The sequence below is a fragment of the Marinobacterium sp. xm-d-530 genome (assembly GCF_013283365.1).
Taxonomy (GTDB): Bacteria; Pseudomonadota; Gammaproteobacteria; order Pseudomonadales; family Balneatricaceae; genus Marinobacterium_E.
This window is the reverse complement of record NZ_WBYM01000001.1, coordinates 142,900-161,486: the sequence shown is the minus strand read 5'-3', so window position 1 is coordinate 161,486 and position 18,587 is coordinate 142,900. Positions and strand designations below refer to the sequence as shown.

The 18,587-nt window shown below is 48.3% G+C and carries 22 protein-coding genes; 13 read left to right on the top strand and 9 right to left on the bottom strand.

Annotated elements, in window-relative coordinates; all coding sequences use genetic code 11:
• Position 1: 1 nt before the first annotated feature.
• On the top strand, positions 2–769 hold the full coding sequence (locus XMD530_RS00885) for a ParA family protein (RefSeq protein WP_173480487.1): 768 nt from the start codon (positions 2–4) through the stop codon (positions 767–769).
• A 4-nt stretch (positions 770–773) separates the two neighbouring features.
• Here XMD530_RS00885 and XMD530_RS00880 read toward each other — a convergent pair whose 3' ends face one another.
• The 3 genes from XMD530_RS00880 to XMD530_RS00870 all read right to left on the bottom strand — a co-directional run bounded on the left by XMD530_RS00880 (position 774) and on the right by XMD530_RS00870 (position 3,031).
• Positions 774–1,334, bottom strand: coding sequence for a hypoxanthine-guanine phosphoribosyltransferase (locus XMD530_RS00880; protein ID WP_173480488.1), 561 nt, complete (start codon positions 1,332–1,334; stop codon positions 774–776).
• A gap of 102 nt (positions 1,335–1,436) precedes the next feature.
• Positions 1,437–1,970, bottom strand: coding sequence for an inorganic diphosphatase (gene ppa, locus XMD530_RS00875; RefSeq protein ID WP_173480489.1), 534 nt, complete (start codon positions 1,968–1,970; stop codon positions 1,437–1,439).
• Between the two features lie 80 nt (positions 1,971–2,050).
• The gene (locus XMD530_RS00870; protein WP_173480490.1) at positions 2,051–3,031 is read right to left on the bottom strand and encodes a class 1 fructose-bisphosphatase; all 981 of its coding nucleotides are present in this window, start codon (positions 3,029–3,031) and stop codon (positions 2,051–2,053) included.
• A gap of 129 nt (positions 3,032–3,160) precedes the next feature.
• On the opposite strand from XMD530_RS00870, the gene mpl reads away from it, so the two are divergent.
• The 5 genes from mpl to XMD530_RS00845 are packed head-to-tail and all read left to right on the top strand — an operon-like array spanning position 3,161 to position 7,442.
• Positions 3,161–4,528, top strand: a complete 1,368-nt coding sequence (mpl, locus tag XMD530_RS00865; protein WP_173494694.1) for a UDP-N-acetylmuramate:L-alanyl-gamma-D-glutamyl-meso-diaminopimelate ligase — start codon at positions 3,161–3,163, stop codon at positions 4,526–4,528.
• A gap of 8 nt (positions 4,529–4,536) precedes the next feature.
• Complete coding sequence (locus XMD530_RS00860; protein WP_173480492.1) at positions 4,537–5,157, top strand: flavin prenyltransferase UbiX; 621 nt, start codon at positions 4,537–4,539, stop codon at positions 5,155–5,157.
• Positions 5,158–5,167: 10 nt separating this feature from the next.
• Positions 5,168–5,857: a tRNA (adenosine(37)-N6)-threonylcarbamoyltransferase complex dimerization subunit type 1 TsaB gene (gene tsaB / locus XMD530_RS00855; protein ID WP_173506566.1), complete on the top strand. Its 690-nt coding sequence runs from the start codon at positions 5,168–5,170 to the stop codon at positions 5,855–5,857.
• Positions 5,854–6,666, top strand: a complete 813-nt coding sequence (locus XMD530_RS00850) for an undecaprenyl-diphosphate phosphatase (RefSeq protein WP_173480494.1) — start codon at positions 5,854–5,856, stop codon at positions 6,664–6,666. The genes tsaB and XMD530_RS00850 overlap by 4 nt, the downstream gene beginning before the upstream one ends.
• Positions 6,666–7,442 carry a class I SAM-dependent methyltransferase gene (locus XMD530_RS00845; protein WP_173480495.1) on the top strand — a complete coding sequence of 259 codons (777 nt, stop codon included), beginning with the start codon at positions 6,666–6,668 and terminating at the stop codon, positions 7,440–7,442. Before XMD530_RS00850 ends, XMD530_RS00845 begins: the two co-directional genes overlap by 1 nt.
• Positions 7,443–7,466: 24 nt before the next feature.
• Here the strand turns inward: XMD530_RS00845 and XMD530_RS00840 are convergent, their stop codons facing one another.
• Complete coding sequence (locus tag XMD530_RS00840) at positions 7,467–7,676, bottom strand: SlyX family protein (protein ID WP_173480496.1); 210 nt, start codon at positions 7,674–7,676, stop codon at positions 7,467–7,469.
• A 176-nt stretch (positions 7,677–7,852) separates the two neighbouring features.
• Between XMD530_RS00840 and XMD530_RS11465 the strand changes: the two genes are divergently transcribed.
• Both XMD530_RS11465 and XMD530_RS00830 read left to right on the top strand, forming a co-directional pair.
• Positions 7,853–8,275: a cold-shock protein gene (locus tag XMD530_RS11465; RefSeq protein ID WP_371731415.1), complete on the top strand. Its 423-nt coding sequence runs from the start codon at positions 7,853–7,855 to the stop codon at positions 8,273–8,275.
• Positions 8,276–8,424: 149 nt separating this feature from the next.
• The gene (locus XMD530_RS00830; protein WP_371731648.1) at positions 8,425–9,168 is read left to right on the top strand and encodes a DUF3108 domain-containing protein; all 744 of its coding nucleotides are present in this window, start codon (positions 8,425–8,427) and stop codon (positions 9,166–9,168) included.
• Here the strand turns inward: XMD530_RS00830 and XMD530_RS00825 are convergent.
• The 5 genes from XMD530_RS00825 to gatC are packed head-to-tail and all read right to left on the bottom strand — an operon-like array spanning position 9,137 to position 13,919.
• Complete coding sequence (locus XMD530_RS00825) at positions 9,137–9,316, bottom strand: oxidoreductase-like domain-containing protein (RefSeq protein WP_173506564.1); 180 nt, start codon at positions 9,314–9,316, stop codon at positions 9,137–9,139. The two genes, XMD530_RS00830 and XMD530_RS00825, sit on opposite strands and share 32 nt — an antisense overlap.
• A complete protein-coding gene (locus tag XMD530_RS00820; RefSeq protein WP_173506563.1) occupies positions 9,316–10,686 on the bottom strand; it encodes an FAD-binding oxidoreductase in 1,371 nt (456 codons plus the stop codon). Before XMD530_RS00820 ends, XMD530_RS00825 begins: the two co-directional genes overlap by 1 nt.
• Before the next feature lie 12 nt (positions 10,687–10,698).
• The gene (gene gatB, locus XMD530_RS00815) at positions 10,699–12,150 is read right to left on the bottom strand and encodes an Asp-tRNA(Asn)/Glu-tRNA(Gln) amidotransferase subunit GatB (RefSeq protein WP_173483327.1); all 1,452 of its coding nucleotides are present in this window, start codon (positions 12,148–12,150) and stop codon (positions 10,699–10,701) included.
• Positions 12,151–12,160: 10 nt separating this feature from the next.
• Positions 12,161–13,612: an Asp-tRNA(Asn)/Glu-tRNA(Gln) amidotransferase subunit GatA gene (gene gatA, locus XMD530_RS00810; RefSeq protein ID WP_173506562.1), complete on the bottom strand. Its 1,452-nt coding sequence runs from the start codon at positions 13,610–13,612 to the stop codon at positions 12,161–12,163.
• Between the two features lie 19 nt (positions 13,613–13,631).
• On the bottom strand, positions 13,632–13,919 hold the full coding sequence (gene gatC / locus XMD530_RS00805; protein WP_173488563.1) for an Asp-tRNA(Asn)/Glu-tRNA(Gln) amidotransferase subunit GatC: 288 nt from the start codon (positions 13,917–13,919) through the stop codon (positions 13,632–13,634).
• 195 nt (positions 13,920–14,114) lie between these two features.
• Between gatC and XMD530_RS00800 the strand changes: the two genes are divergently transcribed.
• Genes XMD530_RS00800 through rng form a run of 5 tightly spaced genes read left to right on the top strand, consistent with a single transcriptional unit; the run spans position 14,115 to position 18,581 of the window.
• Positions 14,115–15,152 carry a rod shape-determining protein gene (locus XMD530_RS00800; protein ID WP_173506561.1) on the top strand — a complete coding sequence of 346 codons (1,038 nt, stop codon included), beginning with the start codon at positions 14,115–14,117 and terminating at the stop codon, positions 15,150–15,152.
• A 34-nt stretch (positions 15,153–15,186) separates the two neighbouring features.
• A complete protein-coding gene (mreC, locus tag XMD530_RS00795) occupies positions 15,187–16,023 on the top strand; it encodes a rod shape-determining protein MreC (protein ID WP_173506560.1) in 837 nt (278 codons plus the stop codon).
• Positions 16,016–16,507, top strand: coding sequence for a rod shape-determining protein MreD (gene mreD, locus XMD530_RS00790; RefSeq protein ID WP_173483326.1), 492 nt, complete (start codon positions 16,016–16,018; stop codon positions 16,505–16,507). The genes mreC and mreD overlap by 8 nt, the downstream gene beginning before the upstream one ends.
• Positions 16,507–17,091 carry a nucleoside triphosphate pyrophosphatase gene (locus XMD530_RS00785; protein ID WP_173488566.1) on the top strand — a complete coding sequence of 195 codons (585 nt, stop codon included), beginning with the start codon at positions 16,507–16,509 and terminating at the stop codon, positions 17,089–17,091. Before mreD ends, XMD530_RS00785 begins: the two co-directional genes overlap by 1 nt.
• 11 nt (positions 17,092–17,102) lie before the next feature.
• The gene (gene rng, locus XMD530_RS00780) at positions 17,103–18,581 is read left to right on the top strand and encodes a ribonuclease G (protein ID WP_173483910.1); all 1,479 of its coding nucleotides are present in this window, start codon (positions 17,103–17,105) and stop codon (positions 18,579–18,581) included.
• Positions 18,582–18,587 lie beyond the last annotated feature (6 nt).

Here is an 18,587-nt window from a genome sequence, read left to right as displayed (position 1 = left end):
TATGCGTCGAGTTATTTTCAACCAGAAAGGTGGCGTTGGTAAGTCGAGTATCGCGGTCAATTTGGCGGCTATCAGTGCAGCTCGCGGACTTAAAACGCTAGTGATCGATTTGGATCCGCAATGTAACTCAACACACTACCTGTTGGGTGATGACTCCGATGCGCCAGAGCTCGATGTACAGAGTTTCTTTGAGTCGGTATTGAGCTTTCAGCTGAACAAAGTGGCCGAACAAGATTACTGTTTTGCGACCCCATTCGATCATCTCGATATTATTCCCTGTAACCCGAATTTAGGTGATTTGCAGTCGAAGTTAGAGTCGAAACATAAGATCTATAAGCTTAGAGATCTGTGTGACGCTCTGGATGACCATTACGATGCGATCTACATTGATACGCCGCCAGCGTTTAACTTCTTTTCGCTCTCCGCACTTTGCGCCGCTGAGCGTTGTTTGATCCCCTTTGATTGTGATGAGTTTGCACGCCAAGCTCTTTACAGCCTACTGCATAACATCAACGAAACGCGTGAAGATCATAATGAGCAGTTGGTGTTGGAAGGGATTGTGGTGAATCAGTTTCAGCCACGAGCGTCGCTGCCTAGGCAGATCATTGAATCGCTCGTGGAGCAAGATCTGCCGGTGCTAAACGCCAAGCTACCTGCGTCAGTGAAAATGAAAGAGAGTCATATGCTGGCTAAACCACTGGTTCACATGGCAGCCAAACATAAATTGACTGAGGCATTTAACCTACTGTTTGATGAGATCAATCAGTAGGTTACTAAAGACCTTTGACTGCAAAGATACCGGGTGCGTTGCGCCAGTAGCCTTTGTAATCAAGTCCAAAGCCAAAAATGTAGCGATCCGGTATGGTTAGACCGGTGAAGTCTGCTTTCATCCCAGGCACGGCTTTGCGATCGTGTATTTTGTCGATCAGTACGACCGATGCCACGCTTTTAGCTCCACCCTCTTTGAGGTGATTCATCACTTCGTGAAGTGTGTGTCCCTCATCTAGGATGTCGTCGACCACTAACACATCGCGTCCCTGATAATCGATCATCGGTGGAACCTTCCACTCTAGTTCGTGGCCAGAGGTCGTGTTGCGGTAGCGAGTCGCATGTAGGTAGCCCGCTTCGAGAGGGAACTCTAAGCGAGTCAGTAGCTGACCGCAGATAACAAGACCGCCGTTCATTATCGTGAAGATGACAGGATCGCGATCAGCATATTCGCCGGTGATCTCATCAGCAATCTTGTCGATCGCTTGGTTGACTTCAGAGTTTGAAAAGAGCAAGTCTGATTCAATGTAAACTTGCTTGATTTCGTTAATATCGGGGCGGCTCATGTTAGCTCCAGAGCGGTTAAACTTGACTGAATCGACAAGTTTAACCTGTTACATACAAAAAAGCCCGACCCGCAGAGCGGATCGGGCTTTTTAATTATCTAATTACTTAGCTGCTTCGTAAGCTTCAGCTGATTTGATGATCGCGTCGCGAGCTGCAGCAGCGTCAGACCAACCTTCAACTTTAACCCACTTGCCTTTTTCAAGCTTCTTGTAGTTCTCGAAGAAGTGAGAGATTTGATCTTTCAAAAGTGGCGACAGGTCATCAACGTCATGGATGTCGTTGTAAGCCTGGCTTAGTTTCTCGTGAGGAACAGCAACCAGTTTCGCATCTTCACCCGCTTCGTCGGTCATGTTTAGAATGCCGACTGGACGACAGCGAATAACAGAACCTGTCATGACTGGATGTGGAGTCAGTACAAGTACATCTAGAGGGTCACCATCGTCAGCTAGTGTGTTGTTTACGTAGCCGTAGTTCGCTGGGTAGAACATTGGCGCAGCCATGAAGCGGTCAACAAAGATAGAGTCAGAGTCTTTATCGATCTCGTATTTTACAGGCGAGCTCTCAGCTGGGATCTCGATGATAACGTAGATGTCGTTTGGCAGGTCTTTACCCGCTGGTACTTTTTCAAAGCTCATGTTGTTTCCCTATGAACGTTTCATTAATTTCTGCGGCGCATTATAGGCACCTTGGTAATATAACTAAATGCTACTAAGCGCTATTTTTCACTTTTCTTACGGTGGTAGGCTTTCAACATCTCTACCTCCTGTTTTGAACCTAGCGCGACGGATACACGTTGGTGAATGTGCTCTGGGCTAAGATCCATAATCTCTTCGTAACAGGTCGAAGCGACGCCACCAGCCTGCTCGATAAGGAAACTCATTGGGTTGCCTTCGTACATCAGGCGTAGTTTGCCCGGTTTGCCCGGATCGCGTGAGTCCCATGGGTAGGTGAAGATGCCCCCACGGGTCAGTAGGCGATGCACTTCGGCCACCATAGAGGCCACCCAGCGCATGTTGTAGTTCTTCTCGCGAGGACCCTCTTCGCCAAGCAGTAGATCGTCGATGTACTCTTGCATCTGAGGTTCCCAGTGACGCTTATTCGACATGTTGATCGAAAATTCGCTGGTCTCTTCAGGAATTTTGACCGACTCCTCTGTCAGGATAAAGTCACCGGTATGAGCCAGCGTGAACATGTTAACGCCGCTACCAGTGGTTAGGGCTAATACTGCAGAAGGCCCATAAAGCACGTATCCTGCCGCCACTTGCTTACGTCCTGGCTGGAGGAACTCATTGGTGTCCTGTTTAGCCCAAGGTTTTGGGGCTTCGATGATTGAGAAGATCGTGCCAACCGAGACGTTGATGTCGATGTTTGATGAGCCATCCAGCGGGTCAAAAGTCACAAGGTAGCGACCATCACGAGATCCCCAAACTGGCTCCTCTTCCTCTTCTGAGGCAACGCCACGAACAAGTCGATTATCCAGAAGGACTTTTTTAATGATGTCGTTAGAAACGATATCGAGTTTCTTTTGGGTCTCGCCCTGTACGTTAGTCAGAGTGCTGGTGCCCAAAACGCCGGCCAGAGCGCCTTCGCGAAGCTGCAATGCAACCTCTTTACAGGCGATCATTAAGACTTCGATCACCTCTACAAGGTCTGCATCGGTTTTGTTGTGCTTTAGGAAGGAGCTCAGTAACTGCATTAGAGAATCTCTTAGTCGTGTGAAATATGATGAAAATTATAGGCAAGTTGGTACGCTATTGCATGTGCGAAATGGGTTTTTCGGTTAATTAAAGCCCATCTTTATAATTTTTTGTGGGATACCACCGGTTTGCATCTTCATTTTCTTGGTATTTGTGGCACCTTTATGGGCTCTTTAGCGATTTTGGCCAAAGAGCTAGGTTATCGTGTCAGCGGTTCGGATCAGAACGTCTATCCGCCAATGAGTACGCAACTTGAAACCTTAGGCATTGAGATTATTCAAGGCTACGATCCCACTCAATTGGACTCCAATCCCGATCTAGTGATAGTCGGTAACGCGATGTCGCGCGGCAATCCTTGTGTTGAGGCGGTGCTTGAGAGAGGGATTCACCACACATCGGGACCACAGTGGTTACATGATCACTTGCTCAAGGATCGTTGGGTATTGGCTGTTTCAGGTACTCACGGTAAAACCACCACAGCGACCATGTTGGCATGGATTCTGGAGTACGCTGGGTTGAAGCCTGGTTTTTTGATTGGTGGCGTTCCGCTCGATTTTGACTGCTCAGCTCGTTTGGGAGAGACCGACTTTTTTGTTATCGAGGCAGATGAGTACGATACCGCTTTTTTTGATAAGCGATCTAAATTTGTCCACTACAACCCAAGAACACTGGTGATTAATAACTTAGAGTTTGATCATGCAGATATCTTTGATGATCTTGCAGCGATTCAGAGGCAGTTTCATCACCTCATGCGTTTGGTGCCTGCTACTGGGCGAGTGATCTACCCCTCGGATATTCCGGCAGTCGAGCAGGTGATAGAGCAGGGGTGTTGGAGTGAGTTAGAGTCAACTTCAATGAATCCTGGTCACTCTGGTGCTGCAATCGGTGAGCAAGAGTCTGGTGGTCAGCGTTTTCAAATTTGCGTCAAAGAGACGGCCCCTGTCTGGGTTGATTGGGAATTGACCGGTGAGCACAATCAACGCAATGCACTGCATGCTCTGTTGGCAGCAAGACACGTTGGCATTACCCCCGAAGTGAGTGCGGAGGCATTAAGCCAATTCAAAAGCGTGAAGCGCCGCATGGAGCTGTTAGGTCAGTTCTCAGGGGTCTCTCTGTATGATGATTTTGCTCACCATCCGACGGCTATTGCGACGACCTTGCAAGGTATGAGAGCGAAAGTGCACGATGAGAAGTTGATTGCCATCATCGAGCCAAGGTCTAATACCATGAAACAAGGCGTATTTAAGAGCCAGTTAGTTGAATCCGCCGCGCAAGCTGATACTGTTTTTTGGTATCAACCGGATTCTCAGGGGTGGTCTTTAGAGAATCAGATTGCTGGCTTTGACGGGCAGGCTGTATTTAATAGCATTGATCTTCTGCTTGAGTCTCTCGAATCAGAGCTACAACACAACAGTCATATCGTAGTGATGTCGAACGGTGGATTCGAAGGCATTCACGAGCGAATTAAACAACTCCTTATTTCGACGACACATTGAGGTGAACCGTGGCAGATTTTGACTCAAGAGTAACCCTAGCCATTACCGGAGCTTCGGGGGTTCAGTACGCACTGCGTTTGATGCACTGCTTGGTTCAGCAGAACGTTCAACTCTTTGTGATGGTCTCCAAAGCGGCTCAAGTTGTTGTCGCGGCTGAAACAGAGCACAGCTTGCCAGGGACTCCTGATGCTCAGCAGCAGTTTTTTACTGATTTCACGGGTGCTAAAGCGGAGCAGATTAAAGTCTTTGGTAAAGAGCAGTGGTTTGCTCCTGTCGCTTCAGGCTCAGGCGCTCCCAGTCAGATGGTGGTCTGTCCCTGTTCAACAGGAACACTGTCAGCCATTGCGACTGGGGCCAGTAATAATCTGATTGAGCGTGCTGCGGATGTTGCCCTAAAAGAGCGTCGATCACTTATTTTGGTGCCGCGAGAGGCTCCCTATTCTGAGATACATCTTGAGAATATGTTGAAGTTGACCCGCATGGGAGCGGTCATACTGCCGGCGTCACCAGGTTTCTATCATAAACCCACCACGGTCGAAGATATGATCGATTTTGTGGTCGCAAGGGTGTTGAGTCAGCTCGGTTATGATCAATCGATCATGCCATCCTGGGGCTCAGATTTAATTTAAGAGTAATATTATGACGAAGGTTCTAGCACTAGATACTTCAACTGATGCCTGTTCAGTCGCCTTACTAAACGGCGAACAGCGCACTTGTCGGTTTGAAGTGGTACCCAGAGGGCATACCCAACTGCTGTTGCCGATGGTTGAAAGTGTTCTTGAAGAGGCCAAGCTATCGGTAAAAGAGCTTGATGCGATCGCTTTTGGGCGCGGGCCAGGGTCATTTGCCGGCATTCGTATAGCAACAGGAGCAACACAGGGGCTAGCAGTCGCCTTTGATACTCCTGTGATCCCCCTATCGACCCTTGAGACCTTGGCTTATCAGGCGCTTGCATTATGCCCAGAGGCTGGCTTTATTCTATCGACTTTGGATGCCCGAATGGATGAGGTCTATTGGGCAGTCTATAAGGTGGAAAATGGCACAATCCTTGCTTTGACTGAGGAGCAGGTGACGGCACCCTCAGCCGTTGTTCTGCCTGAAAAGGTTTCTCAATGCGTAGCAATTGGCCCAGGCCTTAACTACTTGGATCAGTTGAATTCATTAGTTCAAAACGGTTTGGGTAGGGTGTTGTCTGATCAGTACCCTCAGGCTGAGAGTATGCTCAATATGGCAGTGTCAGCTCTAGAAAGGGGTGATCAAGTGCCGCCTGAAGAGGCTTTACCCGTTTATGTTCGAGAGGGCACTTGGAAAAAAAGGAGTGAGCAGTGACGCTCAGTGATTGGATACATACTCTGATATTGGCCCTGATACAGGGGTTAACTGAATTTCTACCGATCTCAAGTTCTGCACATTTGATTCTACCCTCCCAGCTGTTTGGTTGGAGTGATCAGGGATTAGCATTTGATGTTGGTGTTCATGTTGGCACGCTGACGGCTGTCATCATCTATTTTCGGCGCGAAGTGGTGTCGATTGTGGCAGCGTCAACATTAACTCTGGCTGGTAGAACCTCGGATGATGGGAAACTTGGTTGGTTTGTAGCATTTGCGACGATCCCAGCTGTCATAGCAGGCCTGCTGTTGGGCGACTGGATTGATACCTATGGTCGATCCATTTTGGTTATTGCTGGCACCACCATTCTATTTGGCCTTGCACTCGGTTGGGCAGACGCTACCAATAAGGCGACGCGTATTATGAAAGAGCTCGGCTTTAAGGATGCTATTGTGATTGGTGTAGCTCAGGCCATCGCTCTCATTCCTGGAACCTCTCGATCGGGTATCACCATTACAGCAGCGCTTATGTTGGGATTTGACCGTCAAAGTGCCGCTCGTTTCTCATTCTTGCTCTCAATCCCAGTTATTCTGGGGGCAGGGTTATTGAAGGGTAAAGAGCTTATCGATATCGGCGCAGACGCGCATTGGCAGATGATTGGTGTTGGTGCACTCGTAGCGGCCCTCAGCGCTTGGGCGTGTATTCATCTGTTTCTGAAGCTGCTTGATCAAATCGGCATGCGTCCTTTTGTAATCTATCGTTTGATTCTAGGTGTTACTTTGATCGCAGTTTGGGCTTTGACTCGCTGATGATTGGTCTTTCCGTTGAGTCTCATGAACTGCTTCCGGAAGCCGAAAAGCTTAGCAATGGCTTAAATCTTCCCTTGGTAAAAAGTGGTCAATCAGGTTCTGAGTTCGACTATCTACTTCAGGTGGGATTTGATGGTCTGTCGCTGGTCCAGCTTGGCCCTAAAGCGCCCGGTCCTATTCGAGTAGACTTTGAATCGGGTGCGGTGGCTCATCGTCGTCGTTTTGGTGGCGGTAAAGGGCAACAGATTGCTAAGGCTTGTGGCGTATCCTCTGCATTTACCCCTTACATAGCCGATCTGACCGCTGGGCTGGGTCGTGATAGTTTTGTGCTGGCGACCTTAGGTTGTCGTGTGGATATGGTGGAGCGGGTGCCAGTAGTTCATGCGTTGTTGAGAGATGGGTTGCACAGAGCTCAGTTCTCATCCGATCCAGAGTTGCAGGAGATTCTGGCCAGACTCTCATTAAGTCACCTCCAAGCGGTTGAGTTCCTTCAAACGACCTCTAATCAGTACGACGTGATCTATCTCGATCCGATGTTCCCTCACACGGATAAGTCGGCTCAGGTGAAAAAAGAGATGCTAGCCTTTCGCTCGCTTGTGGGTGCCGATCAGGACAGTGCAGAGTTGCTAGACGCCGCTTTGCAACATGACCCAGCAAGGGTTGTTGTGAAGCGACCAAGAAAGGCGCCTATTATTGAAGGACCGAAGCCTAGCTATGCATTAGAGGGTAAGTCTGGGCGTTTTGATATCTATGCGAGACGCAAGTTAGGCAGTTAGTTTGTTAACCGCTAAATGAGTCGATTAATAGTGTGGTGGTGGCACATCCGCCGCTGGTGAAAAGCCACTATTATCAGCGTTCTTAACACGGTCGTTCAGAATCATAATCATGCGTCGCAGTTCATCCAGCTCTTTCGCTTGGCGAATGGTGATTTCACTCAGTTGATCGATCGCTTCCTCTTGAAACGCTATTCGACTCTCCAGATCATCTAAACGACTGTTCGATTCACTCATAATTTCGTGTTCTTCTTACTCTTTGGGTTAATTTATCCGCCGTAAACCCCTAAGTTGTTGAAAAAATATAACTAATACGTTATATCTCACTTTCTGTGCGGGTTTTTTAATGTCGTACAGAGTAATTTGTTTGTTCCAAAAAATACAAAGAAATATTTCCAATGGGTGGTTAATCAGTGATTAAAAATATCATTATCAGCGTAATTGCAGCCTGTGTTATCGCAGCTGCTGGTCACTTCTTTAAAGCGGAATCGCACTACTTACCAGTGCTTGCCGTTTCGTTTGTGGCTGTTTTCATCAGTACTCTTGTGGCTAGCTCTGGCTCCGCATCAGCATCTCAATCTTCACGTCGTGTAAACGGTGCGGATGAAGAGGATGACATCGATGATGGTCGTGAAGTCGGTACTGTTAAGTGGTTCAATGTTTCTAAAGGTTTCGGTTTTATTACTCGTGCCAATGGAGATGATGTTTTCGTTCATTTCCGTAACATTCGTGGCCGTGGACACCGTTCATTAAACGAAGGCCAACGTGTTCGTTTTAATGTGCACGACAGCGATAAAGGTCTTCAGGCTGAGGATGTCTCTATCATCCGTGAGTAATGAATAAGATGTCTCACACAAGGGTAGCTCAAGCTACCCTTTTTTATGTCCAGGACGGACGGTATACAGCGATTCCATGGATGGAAATGAGCTGTGAATGTCCAGGACGGACGGTATGCAGCGATTCCACGGATGGAAAGGAGTTGTGAATGCCCAGAATGGTATGCGTATTCATTTTCTACTCAGTTAAGTGGGTTAGAATAACTTCTATGAAAATCTATCCTCTACTTTTTTTGTTCCTCAGCTCTTTGGCGTCGGCAGACACTCAATGTATGCAGAATTATTTTGCATCCAGAGTCGGCGAGACTCTTGAGTATCGTGTTGAAATTGATGGTATTCGGGCGAAAGGGGCTCGAGCGATCTCTCAATCAGATTCAGGTCAGTTCACATTGCTTCAGTCTGTCTCTGTTCTACTGGCTTCGCTAGAGGAGGAGAGCCATTTTATTGTTGATGAGCAAGGCATCGTTCCGATTAATTACCTCTTTGAACAGCAAGGGCTTGGGGCGCGTAAAACGACCATTCAGTTCAATGGCGCAACGGCTGAAGTGAATAGAAAAGGTAAGACGTCTCAGTTGGAGCTTCCGCAGGGTTTTCAGGATCCTTTGACCTTCATCCTTCAGCTTCAAGCAGCGACTAGTTGCGGTGAATCTATTGAAACGCTGAAGATACCTCTTGTGAAGTCGAAAGGGGTTTCGGAGGTTGTTTTTGTTAAAGGTGAGGACTCTTTAATTAAGAGCCGTGATAAGGATTTGGTTCTGGAAACTTGGCAAAGGGTCGATGGTGATAAAATTGAAAAGGTCGGCTTAATTCCTGAATTAAATAACCTTCTGTACTCATTTGAGCAACGAGAAGGAGAGAAGATCAATCGCCTTCAGTTGATTGATCTTCGTTAGTCTCTGCTGATTTTTGTGCAGCCTGCTGCTTTTGCCATGCGGCTCTATCTGCATAGTAGATATCCCAAACGCAGGGTTCACAACCACTTTCGCAGCAGTCGTAATCCCCTGGTGGAATCGGCTCCTGAAGAGAATCTATTGAGCTCATCAGCCAATAATCTTCCCAGGGTTAAGAATCCCTTTTGGATCCAGAGCGGCTTTAATACTGCGCATGACGGCCAGCTCAGCATCGCTCCGGCTTAGGTGAATATAGGGCTTTTTACTCAGTCCAATACCGTGTTCTGCCGAAACAGAGCCTTTGTATTTCTCTAAAATCTTATAGACCACGGTGTCGATCGCCTTTTTATCGCTGACTGGACCTACACAGAAGTGAATGTTGCCATCGCCAAGGTGTCCAAAGGTTAGGCAGGTCGATTCAGGGAACTGCTCTGACAGTGCCTCTTTGACTTCGTTTGTGTAAGCTTCCATGTGACGCAGCGGTAGGCTGATATCGTAAGGAATCAGTGGGCTGAAGGCTTGAACCATCGCCTCAATGTCATCTCGAACTGCCCAGAGTGCCGCTGACTGCTGCTGACTTTCGGCAATCACAGCATCGACAATGACCTCTTGTTCTAGAAGTTCGCCAAGAACCTCAATGAACTGCTCTTTTCCGCGAGTGTCATCGACACACTCTGACTCTACTAGGATGTAGTAGGGTAGGGAGTCATCAATAAACTTTTGATGATTACCGGTTTCGTTAACCATAAAGCTATAGAAACTGTTCCACATCGCTTCAAATGCCGAGAGCTTACCTTCAAGTTTCTGTTTCAGCGTGTTAAGCAGTAAGAGTGCGTTATCAAAACTCTCGACGCCAACCAGTGCGGTTTGACGTGCTGGCGCTGAAGGCCAAAGTCTCAAAACGGCGCGTGTGATAATACCTAGAGTTCCTTCTGAGCCGACAAACAGCTGTTTTAGGTCGTATCCGGTATTATCTTTCAGTGTCTCTTTAAGATTGGTTAGGACGGTGCCATCGGCTAGCACCACCTCTAGACCGAGAACTTGATCACGTGCCATACCGTAGCGAATAACCTTATTGCCACCGGCGTTGGCTGCAAGCATTCCTGCAACCTGTGCTGAACCCCGAGCACCCCAATCTACTGCAAAAAGGAGGTCGTGCTCGGCTGCTGCATTTTGAAGATCCTCAACAACCACACCGGCTTGAACGAGCACAGTGGCACCTTGGGTATCTAACTGCTCAATGGAACGCATGCGCTCAAGGCTTAGAACAAAATCCCCTTCAGTCGCTTTGGTCGCGTCCGCTAAGCCGGTCATGCCGGCTTGTGGAATGATGGTCTGATTTGCCTCGTGACACAGGGCGAGCACTTTTGAGACCTCTTCCGTCGACGCGGGTCGAATCACCGCTTTCGCCGGACAGCTGCCTTTACTCCAACTCTCATTAGGTCGTTGAGCAACACGCTCGTCGGTGATGAGACCTTTATCACCTACAATGGCGTGGATTGCATTCAGTAGTTCAGACATAGTGTTTACCTGTTAGTCGCAAAGAGCATCCAGTTTAGATTTAAGTATGCCGGTGACCGCACCTGGGTTGGCTTTGCCGCCGGATGCTTTCATGACCTGGCCCATAAAGAAACCAAGCATTTTGCCCCGTTTCTCTGGTTCAGCAGCTTTATACTGTTCAACCTGTGCTGTTGCATTGGCAATGACCTCGTCGATCATGGTCTCTATTGCACCGGTGTCGGTGACTTGCTTCAACCCTTTGGCTTCAATCACTTCGTCAGCTGTACCGCCTTCGTTCCATTGGATTTCAAAGACTTTCTTAGCAATGTTGCCAGAGATGGTGTTGTCCTTGATGCGAACTAGAAGACCGCCTAACTGCTCTGCGCTAACGGGGCTGTTATCAATGCTCAGATCGGCTGCGTTTAAGTTTTTGGCCAACTCTCCCATCACCCAGTTGGCAGCCAGTTTGGCATCACCACAACACTCAACCACTGACTCAAAGTAGTCCGCTTGGTTGCGATAAGCTGACAGAACACCAGCGTCGTATTCAGATAGAGCCAGTTCACTGATGAAACGCTCTTTTCGTGCGTCCGGCAGTTCTGGAAGCGTTAGACGAATGGCTTCTACATAGGCATCATCGACCACGACAGGAAGTAGATCTGGGCAAGGGAAGTAACGGTAGTCGTTAGCATCCTCTTTCGAGCGCATGCTTCGAGTCTCGTTTTTGTCTGGATCGTAAAGACGAGTCTCTTGTACTACTGTGCCGCCATCTTCTATTAGGTCGATTTGACGCTCTACCTCGGTGTCGATTGCACGCTCAATGAAGCGGAACGAGTTGATGTTCTTCAGCTCGGTGCGAGTACCTAGGGTGTCACTGCCTTTAGGGCGAATGGAGACGTTACAGTCACAACGCATTGAGCCCTCGGCCATGTTACCGTCACAGATGCCCAGATTAGTTACTATCGCATGGATCTTTCGAGCGTAAGCAGCGGCCTCTTTAGAGGTGCGCATATCGGGTTCAGAGACAATTTCGACTAGAGGTGTACCGGCTCGGTTAAGGTCGATACCGGATTGGCCGTGAAAATCTTCGTGTAAGGATTTTCCGGCATCTTCCTCTAGGTGAGCGTGATGAATACGAACACGACGTTCGCCATCTTCCGTTTCAATATCGACGTAACCTTCGCCAACAATAGGTGCTTCTAGTTGGGTTGTCTGGTAACCCTTGGGAAGATCTGGATAGAAGTAATTTTTGCGCTCAAAAACGGCACGTTTACCGATTTCGGCATTAATCGCTAAGCCAAACATGATGGCCATTTTCTGTGCGCCATCGTTGAATACCGGCAGTGTGCCCGGCAATGCCAGATCAACGGCGCACGCTTGTGTATTGGGTTCGGCACCGAAGGCAGTGCTAGCACCTGAAAATATTTTCGTATTGGTCGCGAGCTGAACGTGGATCTCTAGACCGATAACTGTTTCCCATTCCATATCGATCTCCTTATGCCGTAACCGGTGACAGGGTGTGCCACTCTGTATTTTGTTGGTATTGGTGAGCTACGTTCAATAGGCGAGCTTCGTCAAAGTAGTTCCCTATCAACTGAAGGCCAACAGGCAAGCCGTTTACCTGTCCACAAGGTACGGACATACCGGGAAGACCAGCCAGGTTTAACGACAGTGTGAAGATGTCCTCCATGTACATTGCGACAGGGTCATTCACTTTTTCACCAATGGTAAACGCAGGGCTTGGTGTTGTCGGCCCAACAATGACATCGACCTCTTCAAAGATGCGCATGAAATCTTGTTGGATCAAGCGGCGAATCTGTTGAGCTTTGTTGTAGTAGGCATCGTAGTAGCCGGCACAGAGTGCGTAGGTTCCAACCATGATGCGGCGTTTAACTTCAGAGCCAAAGCCTTCGCCACGAGTCCGTTTGTAGAGGTCTTCCAAATCTTGTGGGTTCTCGCAACGGTAGCCGTAACGTACGCCATCAAACCGTGATAAGTTTGACGATGCCTCCGCCGGAGCAATGATGTAGTAGGCCGGAATCGACATGCGTGTATTCGGAAGGCTAACCTCTTTGATTGTGGCGCCCAGCGATTCAAGCTGTTTGATCGCTGTCTCAATTTGAGCCGCCATTGCGCTGTCTAAATCGGCACTCATAAACTCTTTTGGAACTCCGATTTTTAGGCCTTGAAGCGAGTTGTTGAGTGACGCGGTGTAGTCCTCGGTCGGTTGTGCCGATGAGGTTGAGTCCATTGAGTCCTGTCCCGCCATGACATTCAGCATCAGAGCGCAATCCTCAGCGCTGCGAGCCATTGGACCGCCCTGATCAAGCGAAGAGGCGTAGGCAACCATGCCGTAACGAGAGACGCGTCCATAGGTTGGCTTGATGCCGGTAATGCCACAGAATGCTGCCGGTTGGCGAATTGAACCACCTGTGTCAGAGCCTGTTGCGGCGGGTGTTAGTCGTGCTGCGACTGCAGCAGCAGAGCCACCTGAAGAGCCACCCGGTACACGGCTAATGTCCCAAGGGTTTTTACAAGCGCCGTAGAAAGAGCTCTCGTTGGTTGATCCCATCGCAAACTCATCCATGTTGGTTTTACCCAGCATTACAGCGCCTGCTGATTTGAACTTGGCAACTACGGTAGCGTCATAGGGTGACTCAAAGTTGTCCAACATTTTGGAGCCACAACTGGTTTTGACACCCTCTGTACAAAACAGATCTTTGTGTGCGATCGGAAGTCCTGTGAAAGGGCCTGCAGTACCCGCTGCAAGACTCTCATCAGCTGCTTTTGCTTGCTGCAGAGCCAGTTCAGGGGTGGTGGTGATGAACGAGTTGTACTCGCTGTCACAACGGTTGATGCGATCGATAAACGCTTGGGTAAGCTCAACACTGCTCACAGTGCCATTGCGAAGGTCTTGAGCCAGTTCGCTCAGTGTTTTTTCAAACATATCTCTAATCCGAATCCTGTTACTCAATGACTTTAGGGACAAGGAAAAGCCCCTCTTCAACAGCTGGTGCAACCGCTTGAAGTTTATCTCGTTGATTCAACTCGGTAACTTCGTCAGCACGCAAGCGTTGGACTGCATCCAGTGGGTGTGCCAGTGGTTCCACACCGTCTGTATCAATCTGCTGCATCTCATCAATAAGATTTAAAATGCTGCTTAGGTTTTCGGTGTAGGCCGGAATATCCTGCTCGTTCAGCTCTAAACGGGCAAGATGGGCAATACGTTCAACATCGGAGCGATCGATGGACATGCTTAACCTTCTTTCTTTAAATGGTGTGATTGAAACTATTTTGCGGCTGTAAGAAGTGGAAAATAGTTTCGTAAAAACATTGTGATGGCGCGTAATCTATCACATTTGCGCCTTGCCCAAAATCCCCGTCGTTGCTAACATTCTTTGATTAATGAATTGGCTTCTAAAGTCATCGCTTATAAGGTTTTAAATCCAATGTTTAAAAAGATTCGTGGTCTCTTTTCTAGCGACCTTTCCATCGACCTGGGAACTGCCAATACGCTGATCTATCTTCGAGATAGTGAGATCGTGCTAGATGAGCCATCTGTAGTGGCTATCCGCCAGCAAGGCAACCAGAAGACCGTAGCGGCTGTCGGTACCGATGCAAAAAGAATGTTGGGTAGAACGCCAGGCAATATTACCGCTATTCGTCCATTGAAAGATGGTGTTATTGCTGATTTCCACGTGACTGAAAAGATGCTTCAGTACTTCATCAGTAAAGTTCACAACAACAGTTTTCTTCGTCCATCGCCTCGTGTTCTGATTTGTGTACCTTGTAAGTCAACTCAGGTTGAGCGTCGAGCAATCAAAGAGTCTGCACTAGGTGCAGGTGCTCGAGAGGTCTACCTAATCGAAGAGCCAATGGCGGCTGCGATCGGTGCTGGTCTCCCAGTTGATGAGGCAACTGGTTCGATGGTTGTCGATATCGGTGGCGGTACCACTGAGATTGCGGTGATCTCGTTGAGCGGTATCGTCTACTCTGAATCTGTTCGTGTCGGCGGTGACCGATTTGACGAGGCGATTGTTACTTACGTTCGTCGGAATTATGGAAGCTTGATTGGTGAAGCGACAGCCGAGCGAATCAAACAAGAGATAGGTACAGCCTACCCAGCACCTGAAGTGCTAGAGATTGATGTGCGTGGTCGTAACCTTGCTGAAGGTATCCCACGTATGTTCACGCTTAACTCGAACGAGATTCTTGAAGCCCTTCAAGAGCCTCTCCAGTCGATTGTTCAAGCCGTTAAAGGTGCACTAGAACAGTGTCCACCTGAATTGGCAGCGGACGTTGCTGAGCACGGTATTGTTTTGACAGGCGGTGGTGCACTGCTAAGAAATCTTGATCGCCTTCTGACGGAAGAGACCGGCCTTCCAGTGATTGTGGCAGAAGATCCATTGACCTGTGTGGCTCGTGGTGGCGGTAAAGCACTTGAGATACTGGATAAACAGGGTTTTGAGTTACTGTCACGTGACTGATCTTTAATAACGGCAACGCGAAGGGTTTAAAGTCATGATCTTTAAAAGTGGTCCGTCGCGTTTGCTGTTTACTCTTCTCATAATCGTAGCGCTCTCTATCGTTGCGCTCGATCTTACCTTCAATAAATTTCGTGAAGGCAAAGCCTATCTAAACCTTGTTGCTACCCCCTTGCAGTGGTTGGTGGATTTGCCAGTCAAAATGGCAGGTGGCGTTTCAGATGTGGTGGTCAGTCGAGCCACACTGATTGCAGAGAATGATGAGTTGCGAACAGAAGCCATTCTGCTAGAACAAAAAGTGCTACAAAACGCGACTCTTGCCAGTGAAAATCGCCGTTTAAGAACTTTGCTGAATGCTCGCCAAAAGGTGGAGGAAGAGGTTCAGATGGCAGAGTTGATAGGCGTTAGCTCTGACCCTTTTCAGCATGAAATATTGATTAACCGCGGTGAACAGGATGGAGTTGTTATTGGGCAACCTGCACTGGACTCCGGCGGTATCATGGGTCTTGTCGTTGATCTTGCGCCCGTCACCAGTCGAGTCATGTTGGTGACTGACTCTAGATCCTCTGTTCCTGTTCAACTGTTACGTACGGGTTTCCGTACCCTTGCGCTCGGTAGTGGATCCACTACTGAGCTCAAACTGGACCACATCCCCAATACTGAAGATATTCGTATTGGTGACCTACTTGTTACCTCTGGGTTGGGCGGCGTCTTTCCAATGGGTTACCCCGTCGCTGAGATAACCGAATTTAGACAGGAGCCTGGTCGCTCCTTTGCAGTGGTCAGAGCAAGGCCAACGGCAACGCTTGATAAGAGCCGCTATCTGCTTTTGGTTCAGCAGGTGAATGGATTAAAGAGGTTGGAGAGTGAGTGATCAAGCCTCTGGTGGTGGCTTTTTTGTCACACTGGCTACTTTTCTGCTAGCAATAACGCTGAGTCAATTTCCTTTGGATAGCTCTTTGCAGTGGTTCCGGCCAGACTTCGTTCTGTTGGTTCTTTTCTTTTGGCTTATTTGGGCCCCCAATCGTGTTGGCTTAGTCTATGCGTTTTTTATTGGGCTATTACTGGATTTAATGCGAGGCTCAGTGCTCGGTTTAGGTGCTCTATCTCTGACTCTGATTGCCTTCATTACACAGTTACTGCACAGTCGGTTAAGAGTGTTTCCAATGCTTCAGCAGTCCTTTGTGTTGCTGCTGTTGGTGGGGCTGAATCAATTGATCTACTATTGGATGCAAGGTCTGGTTGGAAATTCTGCTGATACACTGCTGTTTCTTTTGCCGGCTTTGACCAGTGCGCTTCTCTGGCCATTCGTGTTTATGACTTTGCGTCGCTTGGCACGATCCTTGGATTTGAACTAATGAACGTGGTTTTGGCCTCTCAGTCACCTAGGCGACTAGAGTTATTAAAACAGATAGGGATCTCTCCAGAAGTTCATCCGGCTCATATCGATGAGACACCACTTAGCGAGGAAACACCTGAGGATTATGTAAACCGCCTGGCACGCAATAAAGCCAAAGCAGTTGCAAAACACTACCCAGGGGCTCTGGTAATAGGTTCCGATACCAGTGTAGTGATCGATAATCAGATATTAGGGAAGCCTGAAAGTCCTGACCACTTCTTTACTATGTTTAAACGCCTGTCGGGTAATCAACATCAGGTTATGACGGCGGTCGCTATTACTGATGGTCAACAGACTCGCAGCGAAGTGGTGATTACTCAGGTTAGCTTCTATCCTGTCAATGAGAGAGATATGGAGCGCTATTGGTTCAGCGGAGAACCTCAGGATAAAGCGGGTGGATATGGCATTCAGGGCATGGGTGCACTGTTTGTCAAAGAGATTAAGGGAAGTTACAGCGCAGTCGTGGGTTTGCCGATCGCTGAAACTGGAAAGATTTTAGAAAAATTTGGATTCTCAGCGTGGACCCAAGGGTCTGTTGAGTAAGGAGTAAGGTTTTGGGTGAAGAGATACTAATTAACTTCACACCGATGGAGACTCGAGTCGCAGTCATTGAAAATGGCATGCCGCAAGAGATCTATGTTGAGCGTGCAAAGCGTCGCGGGATTTTAGGTAATATCTATTTAGGGCGAGTGGTTCGAGTGCTTCCGGGCATGCAGGCTGCATTTGTCGATGTGGGGCTTGAGCGAGCTGCTTTTATACACGTTGATGAAGTGGTTGATCAGTCTCTGACACCGGATGAACGTGCTGCTCTTTCCATTGCTCAGGTGTTGCGTGAAGGCGAATCACTGCTAGTACAAGTGACTAAAGATCCTATTGGCAGTAAAGGAGCCCGCCTGACGACCCATATATCTCTTCCATCACGCTATCTGGTCTTAATGCCAGATGCCTCTCATATTGGGGTCTCTCAACGAATTGAAGATGAAGAAGAACGAGATCGCTTGAAGCAGATTCTCAGATCTGAGTTGATCAATTCTGACGATGAGACAGCTGAGCCTGAGTATGGCTACATTCTGCGCACCGTCGCTGAGGGTGTGACAGAGTTGGAATTAAAAGCCGATATCAGTTTCTTGCATCGCTTGTGGGAGAGTATTCAGAACCGAGTTAAGGGGGCGAAAGCGCCGGCAACCGTCTATGAGGACCTGCCGCTCAATATGCGAGCACTCAGAGACATGACTCATTCTGAAATTGAACGTATCAGAATTGACTCTAAAGAGACCTTTCAGCGTGCACAAAGCTTCGCTCGCACACTAGTTCCTGAAATTGAATCGAAGCTGGAATACTACCCAGGTGAACGTCCTATTTTTGACCTCTTTAACGTTGAAGAGGAGATGGAGAAGGCTCTGGGTCGCAAGGTTGAGCTTAAGTCGGGTGGCTACCTGATCTTTGACCAAACCGAAGCGATGACCACGATTGATATCAATACCGGCGCTTTTGTCGGTCATCGCAATTTGGAAGAGACGATATTTAAAACCAATTTGGAGGCTGCGACGGCGATTGGTCGACAACTGAGGCTTCGTAATTTGGGTGGCATTATTATTATCGATTTTATCGATATGGAAGACCCAGAACACCAGCGTCAAGTTTTGCGAACTCTTCAGCGACAGCTAGATAAAGACCACGCTAAATGCAAAGTGACTGGCGTATCCGAATTGGGGCTGGTTGAAATGACGCGTAAACGTACTCGTGAGAGTTTAGAGCAGGTTCTGTGTGAAACCTGTGAGACCTGTTCAGGTAGAGGCATGATTCGCACGCCTGAGACGGTGTGCTATCAAATCTTTCGAGAGATCTTGCGTCAACATAGGGCCTACGATACCGACTCCTATTTGGTCATTGCGGCTAAAGCCGTGGTTGATTACTTGCTGGATGATGCATCAGACCATGTCGCTGAACTGGAGTCGTTTATTGGGAAAACGATTCGCTTCCAGAGCGACACTCACTACAACCCAGAACACTTTGATGTGGTTCTGAGGTAGCGGGGA

Excerpts from the sequence above, each read along its gene's own strand:
- XMD530_RS00885 (WP_173480487.1), top strand. The coding sequence starts at position 2 with ATGCGTCGAGTTATTTTCAACCAGAAAGGTGGCGTTGGTAAGTCGAGT.
- XMD530_RS00880 (WP_173480488.1), bottom strand. The coding sequence starts at position 1,334 with ATGAGCCGCCCCGATATTAACGAAATCAAGCAAGTTTACATTGAATCA.
- ppa (WP_173480489.1), bottom strand. The coding sequence starts at position 1,970 with ATGAGCTTTGAAAAAGTACCAGCGGGTAAAGACCTGCCAAACGACATC.
- XMD530_RS00870 (WP_173480490.1), bottom strand. The coding sequence starts at position 3,031 with ATGCAGTTACTGAGCTCCTTCCTAAAGCACAACAAAACCGATGCAGAC.
- tsaB (WP_173506566.1), top strand. The coding sequence starts at position 5,168 with ATGACGAAGGTTCTAGCACTAGATACTTCAACTGATGCCTGTTCAGTC.
- XMD530_RS00845 (WP_173480495.1), top strand. The coding sequence starts at position 6,666 with ATGATTGGTCTTTCCGTTGAGTCTCATGAACTGCTTCCGGAAGCCGAA.
- XMD530_RS00840 (WP_173480496.1), bottom strand. The coding sequence starts at position 7,676 with ATGAGTGAATCGAACAGTCGTTTAGATGATCTGGAGAGTCGAATAGCG.
- XMD530_RS00830 (WP_371731648.1), top strand. The coding sequence starts at position 8,425 with ATGCCCAGAATGGTATGCGTATTCATTTTCTACTCAGTTAAGTGGGTT.
- XMD530_RS00825 (WP_173506564.1), bottom strand. The coding sequence starts at position 9,316 with ATGAGCTCAATAGATTCTCTTCAGGAGCCGATTCCACCAGGGGATTAC.
- XMD530_RS00820 (WP_173506563.1), bottom strand. The coding sequence starts at position 10,686 with ATGTCTGAACTACTGAATGCAATCCACGCCATTGTAGGTGATAAAGGT.
- gatB (WP_173483327.1), bottom strand. The coding sequence starts at position 12,150 with ATGGAATGGGAAACAGTTATCGGTCTAGAGATCCACGTTCAGCTCGCG.
- gatA (WP_173506562.1), bottom strand. The coding sequence starts at position 13,612 with ATGTTTGAAAAAACACTGAGCGAACTGGCTCAAGACCTTCGCAATGGC.
- gatC (WP_173488563.1), bottom strand. The coding sequence starts at position 13,919 with ATGTCCATCGATCGCTCCGATGTTGAACGTATTGCCCATCTTGCCCGT.
- XMD530_RS00800 (WP_173506561.1), top strand. The coding sequence starts at position 14,115 with ATGTTTAAAAAGATTCGTGGTCTCTTTTCTAGCGACCTTTCCATCGAC.
- mreC (WP_173506560.1), top strand. The coding sequence starts at position 15,187 with ATGATCTTTAAAAGTGGTCCGTCGCGTTTGCTGTTTACTCTTCTCATA.
- XMD530_RS00785 (WP_173488566.1), top strand. The coding sequence starts at position 16,507 with ATGAACGTGGTTTTGGCCTCTCAGTCACCTAGGCGACTAGAGTTATTA.